This is a genomic window from Nostoc sphaeroides (assembly GCF_003443655.1).
GTDB lineage: Bacteria > Cyanobacteriota > Cyanobacteriia > Cyanobacteriales > Nostocaceae > Nostoc > Nostoc sphaeroides.
In genome coordinates this window covers 5,906,518-5,922,871 of sequence record NZ_CP031941.1, presented here as the reverse complement: position 1 = coordinate 5,922,871, position 16,354 = coordinate 5,906,518, and the positions used below count along the sequence as shown (strand labels likewise).

General features: G+C 40.1%; 16 protein-coding genes. 5 read left to right on the top strand and 11 right to left on the bottom strand.

Translation table 11 applies throughout. The features are described 5' to 3' along the window. Positions 1 to 11: 11 nt before the first annotated feature. The 9 genes from D1367_RS26490 to D1367_RS26450 form a co-directional block, all read right to left on the bottom strand. The gene (locus D1367_RS26490; RefSeq protein ID WP_228674735.1) at positions 12 to 356 is read right to left on the bottom strand and encodes a type II toxin-antitoxin system VapC family toxin; all 345 of its coding nucleotides are present in this window, start codon (positions 354 to 356) and stop codon (positions 12 to 14) included. Between the two features lie 57 nt (positions 357 to 413). Continuing rightward, on the bottom strand, positions 414 to 698 hold the full coding sequence (locus D1367_RS26485; RefSeq protein ID WP_118169598.1) for a hypothetical protein: 285 nt from the start codon (positions 696 to 698) through the stop codon (positions 414 to 416). 114 nt (positions 699 to 812) lie between these two features. After that, entirely contained in the window at positions 813 to 1,202 is a 390-nt protein-coding gene (locus tag D1367_RS26480) for a VOC family protein (protein ID WP_118169596.1), read from the bottom strand. 195 nt (positions 1,203 to 1,397) lie between these two features. Further along, complete coding sequence (locus D1367_RS26475) at positions 1,398 to 1,934, bottom strand: GAF domain-containing protein (RefSeq protein ID WP_118169594.1); 537 nt, start codon at positions 1,932 to 1,934, stop codon at positions 1,398 to 1,400. A gap of 150 nt (positions 1,935 to 2,084) precedes the next feature. Beyond that, positions 2,085 to 2,531 (bottom strand): HNH endonuclease, encoded by a 447-nt coding sequence (locus D1367_RS26470; protein ID WP_118169592.1) that lies wholly within the window; start codon positions 2,529 to 2,531, stop codon positions 2,085 to 2,087. Positions 2,532 to 2,533: 2 nt separating this feature from the next. After that, positions 2,534 to 2,893 (bottom strand): hypothetical protein, encoded by a 360-nt coding sequence (locus D1367_RS32455; RefSeq protein WP_225892405.1) that lies wholly within the window; start codon positions 2,891 to 2,893, stop codon positions 2,534 to 2,536. A gap of 138 nt (positions 2,894 to 3,031) precedes the next feature. Further along, positions 3,032 to 6,532 carry an Eco57I restriction-modification methylase domain-containing protein gene (locus D1367_RS26460; protein WP_118169590.1) on the bottom strand — a complete coding sequence of 1,167 codons (3,501 nt, stop codon included), beginning with the start codon at positions 6,530 to 6,532 and terminating at the stop codon, positions 3,032 to 3,034. Positions 6,533 to 6,629: 97 nt separating this feature from the next. Further along, entirely contained in the window at positions 6,630 to 9,878 is a 3,249-nt protein-coding gene (locus D1367_RS26455; RefSeq protein WP_228674736.1) for a helicase-related protein, read from the bottom strand. Between the two features lie 227 nt (positions 9,879 to 10,105). Then, positions 10,106 to 11,290 carry an NAD(P)H-quinone oxidoreductase subunit H gene (locus D1367_RS26450; protein WP_118169588.1) on the bottom strand — a complete coding sequence of 395 codons (1,185 nt, stop codon included), beginning with the start codon at positions 11,288 to 11,290 and terminating at the stop codon, positions 10,106 to 10,108. Between the two features lie 408 nt (positions 11,291 to 11,698). Between D1367_RS26450 and rsmH the strand changes: the two genes are divergently transcribed. Continuing rightward, positions 11,699 to 12,595, top strand: a complete 897-nt coding sequence (gene rsmH, locus D1367_RS26445; protein WP_118169586.1) for a 16S rRNA (cytosine(1402)-N(4))-methyltransferase RsmH — start codon at positions 11,699 to 11,701, stop codon at positions 12,593 to 12,595. A gap of 3 nt (positions 12,596 to 12,598) precedes the next feature. Here rsmH and D1367_RS26440 read toward each other — a convergent pair whose 3' ends face one another. Next, positions 12,599 to 12,823, bottom strand: coding sequence for a DUF6887 family protein (locus D1367_RS26440; protein ID WP_118169584.1), 225 nt, complete (start codon positions 12,821 to 12,823; stop codon positions 12,599 to 12,601). Continuing rightward, positions 12,820 to 12,933, bottom strand: a complete 114-nt coding sequence (locus D1367_RS33390; protein WP_372726492.1) for a DUF6888 family protein — start codon at positions 12,931 to 12,933, stop codon at positions 12,820 to 12,822. Before D1367_RS33390 ends, D1367_RS26440 begins: the two co-directional genes overlap by 4 nt. A 236-nt stretch (positions 12,934 to 13,169) precedes the next feature. Here D1367_RS33390 and D1367_RS26435 point away from each other — a divergent pair, with 236 nt between their 5' ends. The 4 genes from D1367_RS26435 (at position 13,170) to D1367_RS26420 (ending at position 16,265) form a co-directional block, all read left to right on the top strand. Continuing rightward, a complete protein-coding gene (locus tag D1367_RS26435) occupies positions 13,170 to 13,832 on the top strand; it encodes a MotA/TolQ/ExbB proton channel family protein (RefSeq protein WP_118169582.1) in 663 nt (220 codons plus the stop codon). A gap of 150 nt (positions 13,833 to 13,982) precedes the next feature. Then, on the top strand, positions 13,983 to 14,189 hold the full coding sequence (locus tag D1367_RS26430) for a glycogen debranching protein (RefSeq protein ID WP_118169579.1): 207 nt from the start codon (positions 13,983 to 13,985) through the stop codon (positions 14,187 to 14,189). Positions 14,190 to 14,576: 387 nt separating this feature from the next. Further along, positions 14,577 to 15,134 carry a methylmalonic aciduria and homocystinuria type D protein gene (locus D1367_RS26425; protein WP_181984967.1) on the top strand — a complete coding sequence of 186 codons (558 nt, stop codon included), beginning with the start codon at positions 14,577 to 14,579 and terminating at the stop codon, positions 15,132 to 15,134. Between the two features lie 171 nt (positions 15,135 to 15,305). Beyond that, complete coding sequence (locus D1367_RS26420) at positions 15,306 to 16,265, top strand: heme-dependent oxidative N-demethylase family protein (protein WP_118171662.1); 960 nt, start codon at positions 15,306 to 15,308, stop codon at positions 16,263 to 16,265. Positions 16,266 to 16,354: the final 89 nt, after the last annotated feature.

Sequence of the window (16,354 nt, the reverse complement as noted above, 5' to 3'; positions counted from 1 at the left end):
TCATTGTCGTGTTAGCCTGCTGCTCGCAGTAAGCGGATAAACCCTTCTTGCTCGAAATGTCGATCGGTAGACAATGCCTCTGTAATCCCGCGTTGGCGCATTAACACAAAACTCAACGCATAACATAGAGAGTAAGTTTTATCCTCGCGCCCCATTAAAAGATCGACTGCTGTCCGGTGCAATGACTCATCTACCCAAACCGTTTCTATGTCTGGGTTATCCAGAAAGTCAACCACAAAAGCAAGGACGGATGAACGCGGAAAACGCCTTGCAGTACCTAACGCGACGTACTCAGCAATGATATAGCTGTGGGTTAATCGGATTGTTGCTCTTTTATAGGCAGCAATAGCTTGCATTTTGCAAAGGCTCAGTCTGATAGTGCAAACAAAGCAACCCAGAGGTATCAAGGAGCATTAACCCTCCTGGTGGTTACTGGCATACTCTCTCACCAAATCTGCATCAATGCTTTCATTGTTCAAATCAATGGGATGTTCGAGATTGAGTACCCCAAAATGGCGTTCAAATCTGGCTCGTGCTGTCTCCTTTTCTGCTTCAGACAACAATTTAAAAACTTGTCCAAACTGTTGCTCTAAAAGCGTTGCAGCTAGCCGTTCAGGAGGAATGCCAATTGCCTCAGCCTGTCGCGCAATTGCAGTGAAAATCTGATCGTTCAGTTCCAGTGTTAAAAGGTGAGTCATAAAAGTATGGAACGTGGCTAGAGGCTACGGTAATTATAGCTTTGCTTGTTTGATGCCCTAATCAATGAAAAACTTGTGATATGGGAATTACCAATTTCAAAATAGCGATCGCTATTAGCCACTTACCAACGACACCAACACACCATTAGGATCGCGGACACGAGCAATCATTTGTCCCCCAGGTTGAGATTTAGGCGCATCTAGTGTTTTTGCACCAGCGCCGATCGCTCTCATGTAAGCACTGCCAACATCAGGAGTAATAAATGATATCTGGATTGATGCCGGTGGTTGTGTAACATCGTTGGGATGGCAGCCACCAGGAAATAACTTTTGTGCTTCGCTACTAGAGGAAAAAGCTAGTGTGGTGTTTCCGGTTTCGATTTCCGCCCAGATAGATTGCCCCTTATCCACGAGAGTGCGGCGAACTAAACCAAAGGCTTTTTCGTAAAACTCAACGGTCTTAACTACATCGTCTACCCAAATAACCGTGTAAGCAAATTTCATAATTCTTTCTCCTTATCTAGAAAAAATTGAGGGTATAAATCTAACTATCTTACAAAAGATAAATCGCTTAAAAGCCTTGCAATTGCTTCACTCCGCGTTGCTCTGTTCGCAATGACATAGTGATAAATTTCCCCGCCTACCTACTTAACTACGAATGACAAATCACAAATGACAAATGACAAATGACAAATTATTTTAACTCTCTAGAATATTATGATCTGTTGCTAGAGTTTGCGCCCCTGTTTGCATCATTTCTATATCTGATGACGACCAATCATGAGGCCCTTGACAGTGATGTGCTACTAGCAATCCCCATAATCCTCTAGGGATGACAATTGGTACAACCAAGTTAGCGCGAACTTGCAAATTGCGAAGAAAATCTCGGTGACAAGGCTGGATTGACTCTAATTCAATATCAGCGATCGCCTTTACCCGTCCTGCTAAGTATAAAGCAGCATACTCGTTGTTAAAACAATCATCTGGCCCAGTGGAACCAAGTATTGAAAATTCTTGAGAACTCAAAGATTCAAAAGTCACCTGCCCTTGCCACTGACTGTAAAAATAATACAATACTACCCGATCAACCTGAAGCGATTTTCTGAGTTGATTGGTTGTTTGCCGAACTAACTCATCGCGCTGCATTGTTTTAACAAGGCGATCGAGCAAATTTTGCAAACCCTGTTCAGGGCGATCGCGGCTATGGTTCAATTCCGAGTGAGGATGAATTTGCACGGTTCTAAAATTACGACTAGGTAAATGCTGCCGGATTTATATAGTAATTTATTACACCTTATTTAAATACATTTTTGTATTTATAGCAGCAATTCGATTTTAACGAAACATAATCGTAGTTACGGTAAACTAACAATGCTGCTTCTTTTATTATTGACATAGATCGCCAATAGGTGGATGCCAGCCTGCTGTTAACCAAAGTTGACGGGAATTTAGAATAAACCCATCATCGTGGTCTTGATCGTTAAAATCAAAACGATTGCAAGTTGCACGACCTATAGGAGTTGTGCCAATGATCTTTAACTTATTTTTTGTCCAGATAAAATGATCTGACCAATTTTGATCTCTTGGATTAAATAATGCAACTTCTGTTTGTGTTTCTGGATCAATTGCGGTTGTAAAATTATACCGTCTTTGATTACAACGATGACAAGCTAAAGCCAAATTATTGAGATCGTCTGATCCTCCTAAAGATCGAGGAATAATGTGATCAATGGTAAAGGGTGTTGCATTTGATCGTTCTGGAGAGTGACAATATTCACACAAATATTTTGCCTTTTTACGGACATTTAAACGAACAAAATTGTTGATAACCACAATTAAGAAGCAAGTTGAGCGTTGATAAAACTGAAGATTTTTTCTAATTCCAATAAACCAGCTAATTCTGCTTGTTCATCTGGATTAAGTAAATTGTCTTTATTTTTTTGTAATAGTTCTTCTAGACGAAATTGTAATTCTTCAGTAAAAGAAAAAGGGCGAAATTGATCAGAAAGATTAAGTTTTATTCCATTTGGTAGCCAAGATGAAGGCTGTTTCATTAATTCTTTCATGGGTATCTCCATTAATTGAGGATTGTGGTCAACTAAGGCCATGTTAGCACTGAGCCGCCGAGTCAACATGCTCTTGAATTTATCGTTAGACAAGCGTTGCTGGTAAGCTAAAAAACATCTAATTTGCATAACCCTTATTAAATATAACTCTTGTGGGGTGGGCATCCTGCCCGCCCAGTATATGCAATTTAAATTTGGAACAGCTTAGTTATCGGACTATATTGAGATTCTTTAATACAGTAATATCATGAATCGCTTCTACAGCGTCTACTTTTGCGTAAGTTCTATTTTTGAGTTTGCAAACATTGGCACAAAGTTACGATAAGCTGACAATGCTGCTTCTTTAACTGTTGCATTCACAATCGGAAAAGTAGTAAGGATGTAGCTAAATTCATCTTCGGTTAAGCCGTAAAGATGTGCTACTATTCCATCGAGTTCGGCGCGTAATTTAGCGCGTTCTGCTTCATCGGTAACGCCTTGTTGATGGGAACCTAAACCGACTTCTTGCGCGAGTTCGTCAAATTCTGGTGTGGTGCAGATGAGTTTGGCGGCGCGTTGTACAATATCGTTGAAGTTGCGATCGTTTTTTGTTAAACGGGGTATGGGTAATTGGTAAATATAGAACATATTAAGGGTTGTAGTTACCTTTTGACGTATCATCCAATCAAGCGTAAAGCTATTATTAATAGCACAAAGAAACAGCATTTGTTGATTAGAAATTCCACTTTCAATAACTTTAAGTGTAGTACTGTTAACCTCAGTAAACACATTTTTTGGCGTTATATAACAAATTAGTGTTCGTGAATCAGTGTTACGAGCAATGCGCCGATGCACCCAGCGATATCCTTGATAGTTCATCAACTGCCCTACATCTTCAGTACGACCAATAAGAGCTTTTCTACCTTCTTTTTCATCAATCCAATAAAGAGGTTTTTCTCCTGTTTGCTCAAATTGGTTAAATAACTTCCCTGTAAAAAGTGGTAGCCTTCCTGGTTTGTAATCTTGATAGAATAAGTGACTATCATTAGTCATGTGAAACTCATTACAAAGAATTAAATTCCATTTACCTTGAATCTTTTCACCCAGCAAAGGGAACTTAAGCATTTTCTCAGCTATGCGGATATCTACTTGATTCTTAAACTCCATCACAGATAAAGAATCTGGCGAGAGTTGACGCACCATATCAACGTTAATATGCAAGCTATCATCACTAGGGAATCTTTGAAGTTCCTGCACATCATGACGCATGAAAGCAGATGGAAATTCTGTTGTTGTACTACCTTTAAGAAAAGTAAGGACAACAAACTTAAAACTGCGATGAACCCCTTCAAAAACTTCCTTACGGTTCTCAAGACAAAATAAACCAGTAACTTTAGTTTGACTAAACAACATCTCCCGCAATTGCTTAGTCCCCAAATCAGTGTAAATCCCACTAGGAATTACAATTCCGCACTCACCGCCTGAACGCAAAAGATTAAAACACTGTTCTGTAAACAGCTTATAGAGATTAATATCCGTACCTGCTTTTTTACCATTTACAACAGAAATCTGATTTTTATACTGTTCAGATGAACGATAATAAGCACTCACATAAGGATATTGACTTTGATATTCTAACCAAGTACTTGCAATTATGGGATTTTGTAATAATTTATTCTGTTCTTTCTCAAAATCCTTAATATCCATTTTGTTCTTCGTCACCAGTTCATTATGCTGTGCAAAGAACTCTTTCGCCTGTGGCTTAAATATTTCCCACGGCGGATTAGTGATAATCGCATCAAAACCACCGCGTTCTAAAACCTCATTAAAATGATAACCCCAGTGAAACGGCTTTAAAGCTGCAATATCCTCAACCTTCAAAACCCGCTTCTGTGATTTTCCAGTTAACTGAACTTCTTCATACTTGATACCCAAACGCTTACTAAACTCATCCAACAGCAAAAGATTTAACTTTTCTTGCGATTTTTTGTTGAGTTGTTCAATATTTTTGCGGAGGTGTATCAATCGAGTATCTTGAGGTGTATCTGTATCGGTTAATTCTTTCGGTAAAAAAGCGTGTTTTTTGTACAACTCAACAGATTTATTCTTTTCTTCTAAAATCTGCTTATAATTATCTGCGGCTAAAGACTGTAATAGATTTCCTTGTAGAGAATTCCCCACCGCATCAAAAGCAGTATCATCAACTTTAATTAAACCAATCAGCGAATTACCCGCCATAATATTAAAATCAATATTCGGCAAAGGCTCTAACTCTTCCACATCATTAGCAGAAGAAACCAAAGCTAAGAAAAGACGCAGTTTCGCAATTTCTGTTGCTTCCTCCATAATGTCTATACCATAGAGGTTATCAGAAACAATCCGCTTTTTGATAAAATAAGGTAGTGAAGGATGTAAATGTTCTATATTTTCAAGTTTCTTTTTGAGATTATCATCACCCATCAATTTAATTGTACCGAAAACCGCGCTGTAAACTTGGATGAGCGTCTTCATCGCTGCCACAAGAAAAGCGCCAGAACCACAAGCTGGGTCAAGAATTGATAAATTAGGAAGAATATCATCCATTAGTAGACGACAAACATTTGTATCCAGCTTAATCAGAAGTTCGTTAATATCCTCAAAAGACTTATATTTATCAGACTTGTGTTGAGCGAAGTCGAAACACAGCGCATCATTTACGCGGTCTACAATTAACTTGTGGATAGTTCTATCACAGAGATATTCTGTAATTTGCGGTCTAGTATAATACGCTCCAAAAGCTTTTTGATTAATATATTTCTCGAAAATATATCCTAAAACATCAGGATTTATCTCATCGTCTTTCCCTTCCGGCGTATCATCTAAATTCCAAGAATAACGCGCAAATAAATCTAGAACTTGTTCAAACGCCTCATCAACTATAGAAATCTGATATTTCTCTTCAATATGATGTTTGAGAAATAGACCACCATTGAGGTATTTAACCTTACCTACCAATTCTTGTACAGATAAATCGCGTTCAAACTCAGGTTTAGCAAAGCTTTCAAAAAACAAAGCCTTGAGAAATTCACCATAAAAATGATTTTCAGCTTTTTGTTTACTTTGTTCAAGCTTATTTTGCAGATAATTTAAATCTTTGTTATCAATAAAACCCTTACGCTGGAGAAAATAAACAAACATCAGGCGATTCAGAATTACCGATGTATACCAACGTCTATCTATCTCATTATCAATTCCTTTCACAAACAGCAAAAACTTCTGGTGTTGCTCTTGAAATTCCTTGTAAAACTTCTTGGTTACTGGTTCAACATCGAAACCGCGTTGTAACTTATAAGCAATTTCGACAACAGTCGGTTCCCCATGTTCTAATTCAGTAATATCAATGACTAAAGAACCAAGCTTGCTTAAAAATAAGTCTCCGGGTTGACCCTTCACATATAAATGGTCACGAACGAAAGTTTTACTTCCTTCTCTTTTTACCCAATACCAAAGACTCCGTGTGCGTTCTTCCGTAACAAAGATGAGTAGATTTTCAGCTATAAGTTTAGTAATTTCTTGATGAATAGCAACTCTAACTTTAGCTTCTGGTATGTTCCCATCTGCTGCGGTGACTTCAAAGATTGCAACACCTGAAAGTTCAGCAATTTTTTGGTATTGATAGGTTTTGTTATCAAATTTTAAGGTTACAGGTTTTTGTCTAGAAGGTTTAGACCAACCTAATTCTTCTATAAACAAATTACTAAATTGAAAGTTAGAAAGTAAATCGCGGGTTCGTTGAAAATTAAGCAACATAATTTACCATGCTTGAAAAATAAAAGGCAAGCATGGTAAATTTGCCATTCAGAAAATAAATCTGTGGCTTTAGAAATTAAGTCTGCGCTGGCGGACTTTAATAAACCCTATCTATAGGAGTTAAATTTTTACCATGCTTTTTATACTTTATAAATCTTTTATCTTCCTTGCGCTTGAGAGATATTACTGAAACATTACCGATTTTTATAAGCGGCGGCTTTGTTTCAGCAATCAATTCAGCACCCTTATTTACTAACTCGTGATGTTGTTTATCTCTCGGTATCGCTGGGGTAGATTCTTCACACGCCGCCACCCGAAGCACTGCTAATTGTGATTGAGTAACGCTATTTCCATCGCGGTCAACATAAATTAAAGAATCATTCCCTTCTGTGGTTTTCATATAAAGCAATACTCCCTCTGGTTGCACAGGTTGCGGAGTATGGGCGCGGGTAGAATAAACTACATTTTCCATTTCTTCTATCGTTTTTTTCAAGCCAGGATTACTATCTGTGGCTTTTTTCCAAATTTGAAATGCTTCTGAAGTCAAATCAACTTCTGTATCTTCTTCACCATCTAAAATTCCAGATTTCTCGTTGTAGAGGTCGAGAATTACCCGTGCATCATCATCTTCAAAAAAAGCTTCATCAGTTCCCACCACTTCCGCATTTTCTTGCAGTCGTTTGCGGAGTCGTCCCCGCAAATTAATAATCCGTTCTACTCCCTCGGCTGGTAAAAAAGAATAACAAAGAATTTTATCAGCATTTTGTCCAATGCGGTCTACTCTTCCCGCGCGTTGAATTAAGCGAATAATTGCCCAAGGTAAATCCCAATTGACGATAATTGCACAGTCTTGCAAATTATGACCTTCACTCAAAACATCGGTGGCGATTAAAATACGCAACTCATCTGATGATGAAATTTGCTCACGTTTTCCATTACTCACAGGGCTAAATCTTCCCGTCATTATTGTGGGGTCTTTAGATTGACCTGTTACCCCTGCTACATGAGTAATTTGACTAGACTGCAAATTATCTTCAAGGTAGCGGACTGTATCAGCAAACTGTGTGAAAATTAGTACTTTATCCTTGGGGTGAGTTTCTGTTAGCAGTTTGATTAAAGCAGCCAGTTTTTCATCTTTTTGAGGATTCCACTCGCCACACTGTTGCAGCACATTAATCAGTGCTTTGGCATCTTCTAGCAAATCACGCTTCAGTTTTTTAATATCAAAAAGCGTAGAACGCAACCATTTAAATCTTCGTTGATATCGGGTTCTATATTCTTGATAAATTGATTCTGCTCTTTGACGAAAAAGTTTTTCTTGACTTTTCGCATAATCTGGAAAACCTCTCTCCTGCAAGGAGAGAGGCTTTGAATTCTCTCCCTTCCCTACTATGGAAGAAGGTTGGGGGGTTAGGTCAAAATTATCTTCTTCGGTTTCTGTATCAAACAAAGCTGCTGCTACAGAATCAGCATCTTCATCATTATTCCTTGTATCTAATAACTCAGATTCTTGAGTTCCAATAGGAATATCAAGCCCTTGCTCTAGGGCATATAAATAAATGAAATTCCGTAATATATGACGTTCAATTGATTGGATAAAAGCAACGCCGCTACTTTCTAAACGTTTAAATAAATTAGTGCGAGAAAAACCCATTAACCTCCTACCGCCCCGAAATAAGCTATTAATAAAGCGTTGTTCGGTGTCTGTAGGTGGCTGTTTGTGTTTCGCAATAACGTAATTTCCTAGCCCATAGCGAGGTAAATTCAGTTGATTAATTACTTCTACGACTAACTCAGAGTAAAGACGCGCATAAAAGTCTGTGTTAGAACCTTCTAAAGGAAACTTGAGACTCCGAGGTAAACGTTGAGGAAAATAAGAACGTCTACCATCAGAAAATTCTAAATATTTGCGCCCTGTTTCATCTGTGTGGGCATAATTTTCTTTAATAAAAGAGCGAGTGCGTCGCACCATGTAACGCTTCATCAATTCTCGCCAATCATCAGGGTGTTCACTTTTCTCGAAAGCAGCTAAAGAACGGACAGAACACTGATGCTTTCTGATAAACTCTAATTCTCCTACGGAACTACCGCCAAGTTCATTAATTAAAGCTTCTGGTCTTAATCCCAAATCTTCATCTTCTGGCACAAATAGCCGCAGTTGTGCGGAAAGGTCAAGATAACTTTTGTTGTAAGGAGTCGCAGATAATAAAATACATTTACTTTCATTAGCTGCAATATATTCTATTATTGTTCGATAACGTTTACCTTCGCGGTTCCGTAAATTGTGACTTTCATCAATTAACACAACTCGATAACGCCGGAGTGTTGGTAATTTATTTTGTACTTGACTAATTGGCATAATTTCGGCAAGTAACCGATAGTTATCTTTATATTCTTGCCACATTGAAACTAGGTTTTTTGGGCAAATAATCAGTGTTTCTAAATAACAATCTTCTTGTAATATCTTTGCTAAGGCGGTTCCAACTAAAGTTTTGCCCAAACCGACCACATCACCGACTAATACGCCGCCACGCCTTGTTACATGACGTGCCGCTAGCTGTACGGCAGCTTTTTGGAAGTCAAATAAGTTGTTAAATTCGCGGGGGATGCGGAATTCAGAAAGTCCTGCGATCGCTTCATGGGATAAGTGGTAAGCTATCTTCAGGTAGATGTAGTAAGGTGAGACTAAATCTTGCCTAGCCCAACTCTGATCGATAATTTCAGCTAATTCTTGAGAAATATCTACACAACCGTAATCTTGCCAGCGATCGCTAAACCACTTTTGCAGTTTATTACAAGCATCGTGGTCTAAAATATCTACATTTAACTCTCCTTGTTTCGCCAATCCGGGAAGGGTTAAATTACTACTACCCAAGAATCCCACTGTGGGAGTGTTAGGATCATTGCGATGCACAAGATATAACTTAGCGTGGAGAGAATGGCGCAAAAACAGTTTAATAATTAGTTTTTGACTTTTTAGCTGATGACTTAACCGCCGTAACCCCGCTTCATCTTGATTAGTCGGCGCACCAATAGTCAACTGCTGGCGAAATTCCGCCGCCATACGTTTTTTAAACCGCACAATGCTACTGTTGTCAATCCGTCCATCACCACTAACAAAGCTAAATGCTGCATGAACTTCATCACTGGGTAAGCTTTGCATCCCAATTAGCAAACGACAACAAGCATTTTGACTACCAACATACTTTTCAATCAAATCATCAATTCTTCGCCAACCTCTGAGGTTAAAGTAGCCAACGCAAAAGTCTGCGCGATAAGAGATTTTGAGGGTTTCTCGTAAAATCGGTAGCAGTTGCAAATCTATGTTGTCAAAAATCCGGGGCATTATTTAAAACTCATAAATATTTCGTATCTATGTTATAGTAAAAAATTTTTATAGCTAGATTAGAGACGCGATAAATCGCCGTCTGTACAATAATCAATCCTTTGTAGAGACGGCGATTTATCGCGTCTTATTTCTAGAAACGGCGATTTATCGCGTTGTCAAAAATTATAAAAAAAAGAGCAGTTGCATAATACAACTGCTCTAAAAACTAATTAAATAGATATTTTCTACCTATCTACAGACCCCATAATTACGTCAACGCTACCGAGAATCACCACAATATCTGCAACCTTCATGCCGCGCAGTAAATGTGGGACAATCTGAAGGTTGTTGAAATCTGCGGCGCGAATCTTCCATCTTGCAGGGAAGACATTATCATCGCCAACCAAATAAATTCCCAATTCACCTTTGCCACTTTCTACACGGGCGTAGATTTCACCCTTCGGCATCTTGAAAGTGGGAGAAACTTTTTTACCGATGAATTGATAATCAAATGCGTCCCACTCGGATTTTTTACCTGCGGCTAAACGCTTCGCTTCCAGATTTTCGTAAGGGCCGCCAGGAAGTCCCTTAATTGCTTGGCGAATAATCTTCACAGATTCGCGCATTTCCCGCATCCGCACTACGTAACGGGCAAAGCAATCACCGGCGGTTTCCCACTGCACATCCCAGTCGAAATCGTCGTAGCATTCGTAATGGTCAACTTTCCGCAAATCCCATTGCACGCCAGAAGCGCGTAACATGGGGCCAGAAAGTCCCCAGTTAATTGCTTCTTCACGGGTGATAGTACCAAGACCCTCAACACGTCGCCGGAAGATGGGGTTATCTGTTACCAAGCGTTCGTACTCATCAATTTTAGGTAATAAGTAGTCGCAGAATTCGACACACTTATCTACCCAACCGTAAGGTAAATCGGCTGCTACTCCACCAATGCGGAAGTAGTTGTTATTCACCATCCGATAACCTGTAGCGGCTTCCCACAAATCATAAATCATCTCCCGTTCGCGGAATTGGTAGAAGAAGGGAGTTTGTGCGCCTACGTCAGCTAAAAAGGGGCCAAACCATAGCAAGTGGTTAGCAATACGGTTCAACTCCAGCATGATGACGCGGATGTAGCTAGCGCGTTTGGGGACAGCAACACCTGCAAGTTTTTCTGGGGCGTTAACAGTAACGGCTTCGTTGAACATTCCCGCCGCGTAGTCCCAGCGACTAACGTAAGGAACGTACATTACATTAGTACGGTTCTCGGCGATTTTTTCCATTCCCCGGTGCAAATAGCCGATAACTGGTTCACAGTCAACGACATCCTCGCCATCCAGAGTCATGATTAGCCGCAGAACCCCGTGCATTGAGGGGTGGTGTGGCCCCATGTTTAGCACCATTGGTTCAGTGCGGGTTTCTAGTCTGGTCATAGATTTCGTGTTCTCCGTTCGTGAAAATTTTGAATTGAACCGCCTAGATGCCAACCACAGCCGATTTATCTAGTCTGCCAAAATGAGGTTTGTAGGGGCAATCTATATAATTTTGACTCTACAGGGTTATGTTGGAGAGAGGATAGCAGCGAAGGTGTTGTAATTGATGTTTCATTTCGTTGCACCTCTTCAATTATTATAGGGAAGCTTGATATGCAAGGGATTGAGGCACAGGTTTTTTTTCATGTAATCTCTTTTTGCATTTAAAATCTTGATGTTGAGTATTGGGAATAAGTGCTAAACAAGAATTAAATCGAACCACACAGGACGCAGAGGACACGGAGGAATAGGAGTTTAAGAGGTTTTTGGTGTAAGTCTTACCAAATAGAAACAAAAATAAAATTAAAGATGAAATCAGATTTACAAACACCGCTAGATTTAGAAGAACTGGCTTTTTCTCATATTTCCGTGTTGGGACGAGAGGTAATTGAGGGTTTGGCGGTTCGTCCAGGCGGACATTATTTAGATGTAACTGTAGGTGGTGGTGGTCATAGTCGCTTAATTTTAGAAGCTTCTGAAGATGTGCGGGTAACGGCTGTTGACCAAGATGAAGATGCTTTAGCAGCAGCGAGGAAAGAATTAGCAGAGTTTAGCGATCGCATACAATTTATCCATAGCAATTTTGCTGACTACGAATTTCCCCCCAACACTTTCGATGGTATTTTAGCCGATTTGGGGGTAAGTTCTTACCATTTAGACCAAGCAGAACGGGGTTTCAGCTTTCGCCAAGCTGCAAATTTGGATATGCGAATGGATCGAGGGCGATCGCTAACTGCTGCTGATGTGATCAATAATTGGGATGAGGCAGAATTAGCAGATATTTTCTTTAAGTACGGTGAAGAGAGATTATCGCGGCGCATTGCTCGTCGTATTATAGAACGCCGACCGTTGCACACGACTACAGAATTGGCTGATGCGATCGCTTCTTCTGTTCCCCCCAAATACCGTTATGGCAGAATTCACCCCGCTACCCGTGTTTTTCAAGCTCTGCGAATTGTCGTTAATGATGAGTTAAAATCCCTAGAAACCTTTTTGGATAAAGCCCCAAATGCCCTTGTCCCTGGCGGCAGAATTGCAATTATCAGTTTTCACAGTCTGGAAGACCGCCCGGTGAAACATGGTTTAAGAAATTCACCTTTATTAAAGGTATTGACAAAAAAGCCAATTATTGCTCAAGAAGAGGAAATTGGGAAAAATCCGCGATCGCGATCGGCCAAACTGAGGATAGCAGAAAAGCTGCTGTAAGCCTTAAACTGCTCCATCTCGTGGCTCAGAACTGCTGCGAATACGCTCAATGAACTTAGGATAATTTTCTAAATCTTGTTCTGACTGTAATGGTGGCATTTCAATCCAATTACCTTCAAGATGCAGCTTATCTACATAAGCGTAGAAGGCTTCCTGATCTTCCCGATGAGCAAAAACGTAATCATGTAGCTCTTTCTGACTCATTGCATGAAAATTAGGCTTGCTCATCCTATATATCTCCATTTACCGTTAGGGTATATCTCTATGATATTTTCCTCACCTGCCAAGAAGAATAGATTTTTTGTCCGTTCATCCATACGCACGATATTAATAGGCAAGTAAAGCTTGGTAAACCAGCAGCACAATATGTAGCACTGTGTTTTTTGTTCTGGTGTAGGAATAATCTTAACTCCTTAACATTTATTAAAGTTACTGCTAAAAAGAAATTCTCAATAACTTGCGATCGGCCAAACTGAGGATAGCTCAAAAGCTGGTGTAACTACAATGCAGCGTTAAACTGCTCTATCTCAACGATCTGTTAATCTAGCGTTGTTGGTGAATTAAAAAATAATAGATGGAAATTAGTAATCTGTTTACAGCAGGTGGCGTGGTCATGTGGCCTCTGCTAGCGTTCTCTTTGTTAGGGGTGGCGCTGATTATCGAACGGATCATCTTTTGGGTAAGGATAAATAATCGGCAAAATAAGGTAGTGCGAGAGGTGCTACAGCTTTATCGCCTTGATAATGTAGTTAGTGCTTTAGATAAGTTGCAGAAAAATGCTGATTTACCCATTGCCCGAATTTTTTTAGCAGCTTTAGAATTAGAGGAGGCGACACCAGAAGACTTTCGTTTGGCATTAGAAAGTGAAGCCCAAGCCGAAATTCCCTTACTTAAGCGATCGCAAAATATTTTTGAGACAATTATTGGTCTTGCGCCCCTGTTAGGACTTCTCGGCACTGTATTAGGATTAATTAACTCCTTTGCGTCTCTAAATATCGGAGATGTGGGAGGTACTAAAACAACAGGTGTAACATCTGGAATTAGTGAAGCTTTAGTATCCACAGCATCAGGGTTAGTAGTGGCAATCTTTACACTATTATTTGCCAACACCTTTCGCGGACTCTACCAGCGCCAGATTGCCTGGATTCAAGAATATGGTGGACAGTTAGAATTACTCTACCGCCGTCGCTACGAAAGAGGAGATAACAATTTAAAATTCAAAATGAATCCAAAATAGTTCGACTGAGACATTCGGCGATCGCTGAGTCAAGCCGCGCTCATGCCAAAGTCCAAAATCGGCAATTCCATTATCCAAAATTGATTGGCTTTAATAGTATTCTAAAATGACGAATAGCTTTTTTCGCTACAGTTTTCGAGGAAATATTCTATGACTATTTGGGTAAATGAGCAAATTGATCCGTCTGGAATGATTCATGCCTGTATTGCCACTTGTAATGAATCTCAAGCCAAAGATTGTCATGATTCATTTGAGAATAATTTAACCCAGACGCAAAAGGCAGCCGGTTGGGTAGCGCGATTGCGGACAGTGGATTCTTGGGATGATGTGCCGGTGAATTCTTTAAAACTCAATTAATTGCTATGGAAAGTAGGCTGCATAGCTTTAGCATTTCCAAAGAGACACTTTCACATTATGTGAAAAAGCCAACCATTGACCTAACCCCCAACTCGTCGCTCTAAGGGGGAAAATTCAAAGTCTCTCTCCTTTTCTGAGAGAGAAATAGAAGTGAGGTTTTCTAGATACCTCTGAATTGTCAGATGCCAATGGCGAGTGCGATCGCAACAAATCCCATGAGAACAGGTTAATAAAGGATAAAATTCGGATTAAAATTCTCCACTTATTAGCAACTGCTGCCAAAAAAAGTAACATATTAAAGGAAATTGATGATTTTTATTAACTTTTAAGAGGTATCATCTATACCGGAGATTAAATTAAAAAATTTGCATAAGCCGAATCAATTTAGTGAACTATCCCAAGGTTTACATTTCGGAGCAAGCCTGTCCCATTAACTTAGTTGGCGAAACGGGACAAGCGGTTCAAATTTCAATTCATCCTCCCAGTCAATATATCTGTGCCAACTGCGAACGGATATTACCTGATTGGAAACGGCAGCCATTTTTACGAGTAGTGATTGTCTTACAGCAATCGCGTTATGAATTAGTCGAAAAGACAGCAGAAGTCGAGTCAGAGAAAGAACGCTTGCGAGAAAAGTTTATGAGATTTGGCTGCGATTTGGCATTTAATCTGCGCGATCGCGGTTATCTAACAGACCTAATCGACCCTCGTACAGGCTACCCTTTACTGTCTCATCCCGGAGCAATTCCCCACGATGACACAGCAGTTGTCAAAGCTTTGCTTAACTATCCAGTGATTAAAAATCAATGCCGTGTGCTAGTGCATCCCGATTGGGGTGCAGCAGTTTATCCTAGCATCTTGATATCAGAAGCTCCCCCAGTTGTGATCGAATGGGTTACAAAAGGTTTAGCAGCCATGCATGGGTGGAAAGAAATTGATTATTAGTCATTGGTCATTTGTCATTGGGCATTGGTTATTTCTTCCTTATCCCTTCATATATATTGGATATGAGGAGAATAAAAAACAAGCATCATAGAATCTGTGTCTTTAGACAACTTCTTCCAGGAAGCTAAGACAGTCGAAGCCTCTAATAGTGCGGCTTACTACTTCCCTCTGATGAGTGGACGCTACGAAGTCAAGCCGGGGATGATGGCTTTTGGTTCCTGTTTTGGTAATACTCAGGCTGATCAGCAGGTATTTCAAATTGATGATAATTTTGCCCACTACCGTCAGGCTAAACTTTTAGCCCGTGGGGAACGGTTGAGCAAGTACTACCAAACCTGCAATTATTCTAAAGCTGTGGCAGGTGCGATCGCTCGTTTGATAATTAATCGCCTCACTCAAGAACACCCACAGCATTTTCACTACCAAAAGTCAATAAATAACACTCTGAAATTCCACAGCCAACTTACCAAAGAAACCCTCTATTTAGATGCAGAGTTACAGTTGCAGCAAGTTGAGGGTAGTTCTGTTGTTCCAGCTTATGCTTCTACCCTTGATGCTTTAGCTGCACAGGTACAAGAAGACCTGACAATTATCTGCCGATCTGCTGATGGTAGCAACTGGCTGAGTGCAATTCATCTCTGCTATCCCAATCACTGGTCAGCTGAAGAGAAAATTGGTAAAGATTTTGCCACAATCCATGCACCTGTGGCTGGAATGGAAAAAATTAATCGGCGAGGGGATGCGATCGCTAATACAATGATTACCCACAAACCAATGGTGCGCTTTGCTTGGGGTTTGAGTACCGACACTCGCCTTAACCACCATCCCGAACCACCGCCTAGTGTGTCAGTTGAACAATGGGAAAGGAGAAGCTTTGATTCACAGCATCCCAAACTTTATCTGCGAATTGAGCGCCAAGTAATTTGGGGGCTACCAGAGTATGAAACAGCGCTGTTTACTATTCGTACTTACTTTAGAGATTGTGGTGTAGTGAGAAAAGACCTAGTATTACGGTCTAAGCTGCGTGAGGCAATCGAATCGATGACACCGGAATCTCTAGTTTATAAAGGCTTGGCAGAGAGCAAAGCCAATATTTTGCAGTGGCTGAGTTTGTCAACAGAAATTATCTGATAAGTAGTCAGCACAATTCGCAATACTTCGACTGCGCTCAGTACAAGTTCGCTTTTTCGCCCATTCGCAATTAAAGCCCCAGGATTTAT

Coding starts and splice junctions, on each gene's coding strand:
- D1367_RS26490 (WP_228674735.1), bottom strand. CDS start 356: ATGCAAGCTATTGCTGCCTATAAAAGAGCAACAATCCGATTAACCCAC.
- D1367_RS26485 (WP_118169598.1), bottom strand. CDS start 698: ATGACTCACCTTTTAACACTGGAACTGAACGATCAGATTTTCACTGCA.
- D1367_RS26480 (WP_118169596.1), bottom strand. CDS start 1,202: ATGAAATTTGCTTACACGGTTATTTGGGTAGACGATGTAGTTAAGACC.
- D1367_RS32455 (WP_225892405.1), bottom strand. CDS start 2,893: ATGCAAATTAGATGTTTTTTAGCTTACCAGCAACGCTTGTCTAACGAT.
- D1367_RS26460 (WP_118169590.1), bottom strand. CDS start 6,532: ATGTTGCTTAATTTTCAACGAACCCGCGATTTACTTTCTAACTTTCAA.
- D1367_RS26455 (WP_228674736.1), bottom strand. CDS start 9,878: ATGCCCCGGATTTTTGACAACATAGATTTGCAACTGCTACCGATTTTA.
- D1367_RS26450 (WP_118169588.1), bottom strand. CDS start 11,290: ATGACCAGACTAGAAACCCGCACTGAACCAATGGTGCTAAACATGGGG.
- rsmH (WP_118169586.1), top strand. CDS start 11,699: ATGAAATCAGATTTACAAACACCGCTAGATTTAGAAGAACTGGCTTTT.
- D1367_RS26440 (WP_118169584.1), bottom strand. CDS start 12,823: ATGAGCAAGCCTAATTTTCATGCAATGAGTCAGAAAGAGCTACATGAT.
- D1367_RS26435 (WP_118169582.1), top strand. CDS start 13,170: ATGGAAATTAGTAATCTGTTTACAGCAGGTGGCGTGGTCATGTGGCCT.
- D1367_RS26430 (WP_118169579.1), top strand. CDS start 13,983: ATGACTATTTGGGTAAATGAGCAAATTGATCCGTCTGGAATGATTCAT.
- D1367_RS26420 (WP_118171662.1), top strand. CDS start 15,306: ATGAGTGGACGCTACGAAGTCAAGCCGGGGATGATGGCTTTTGGTTCC.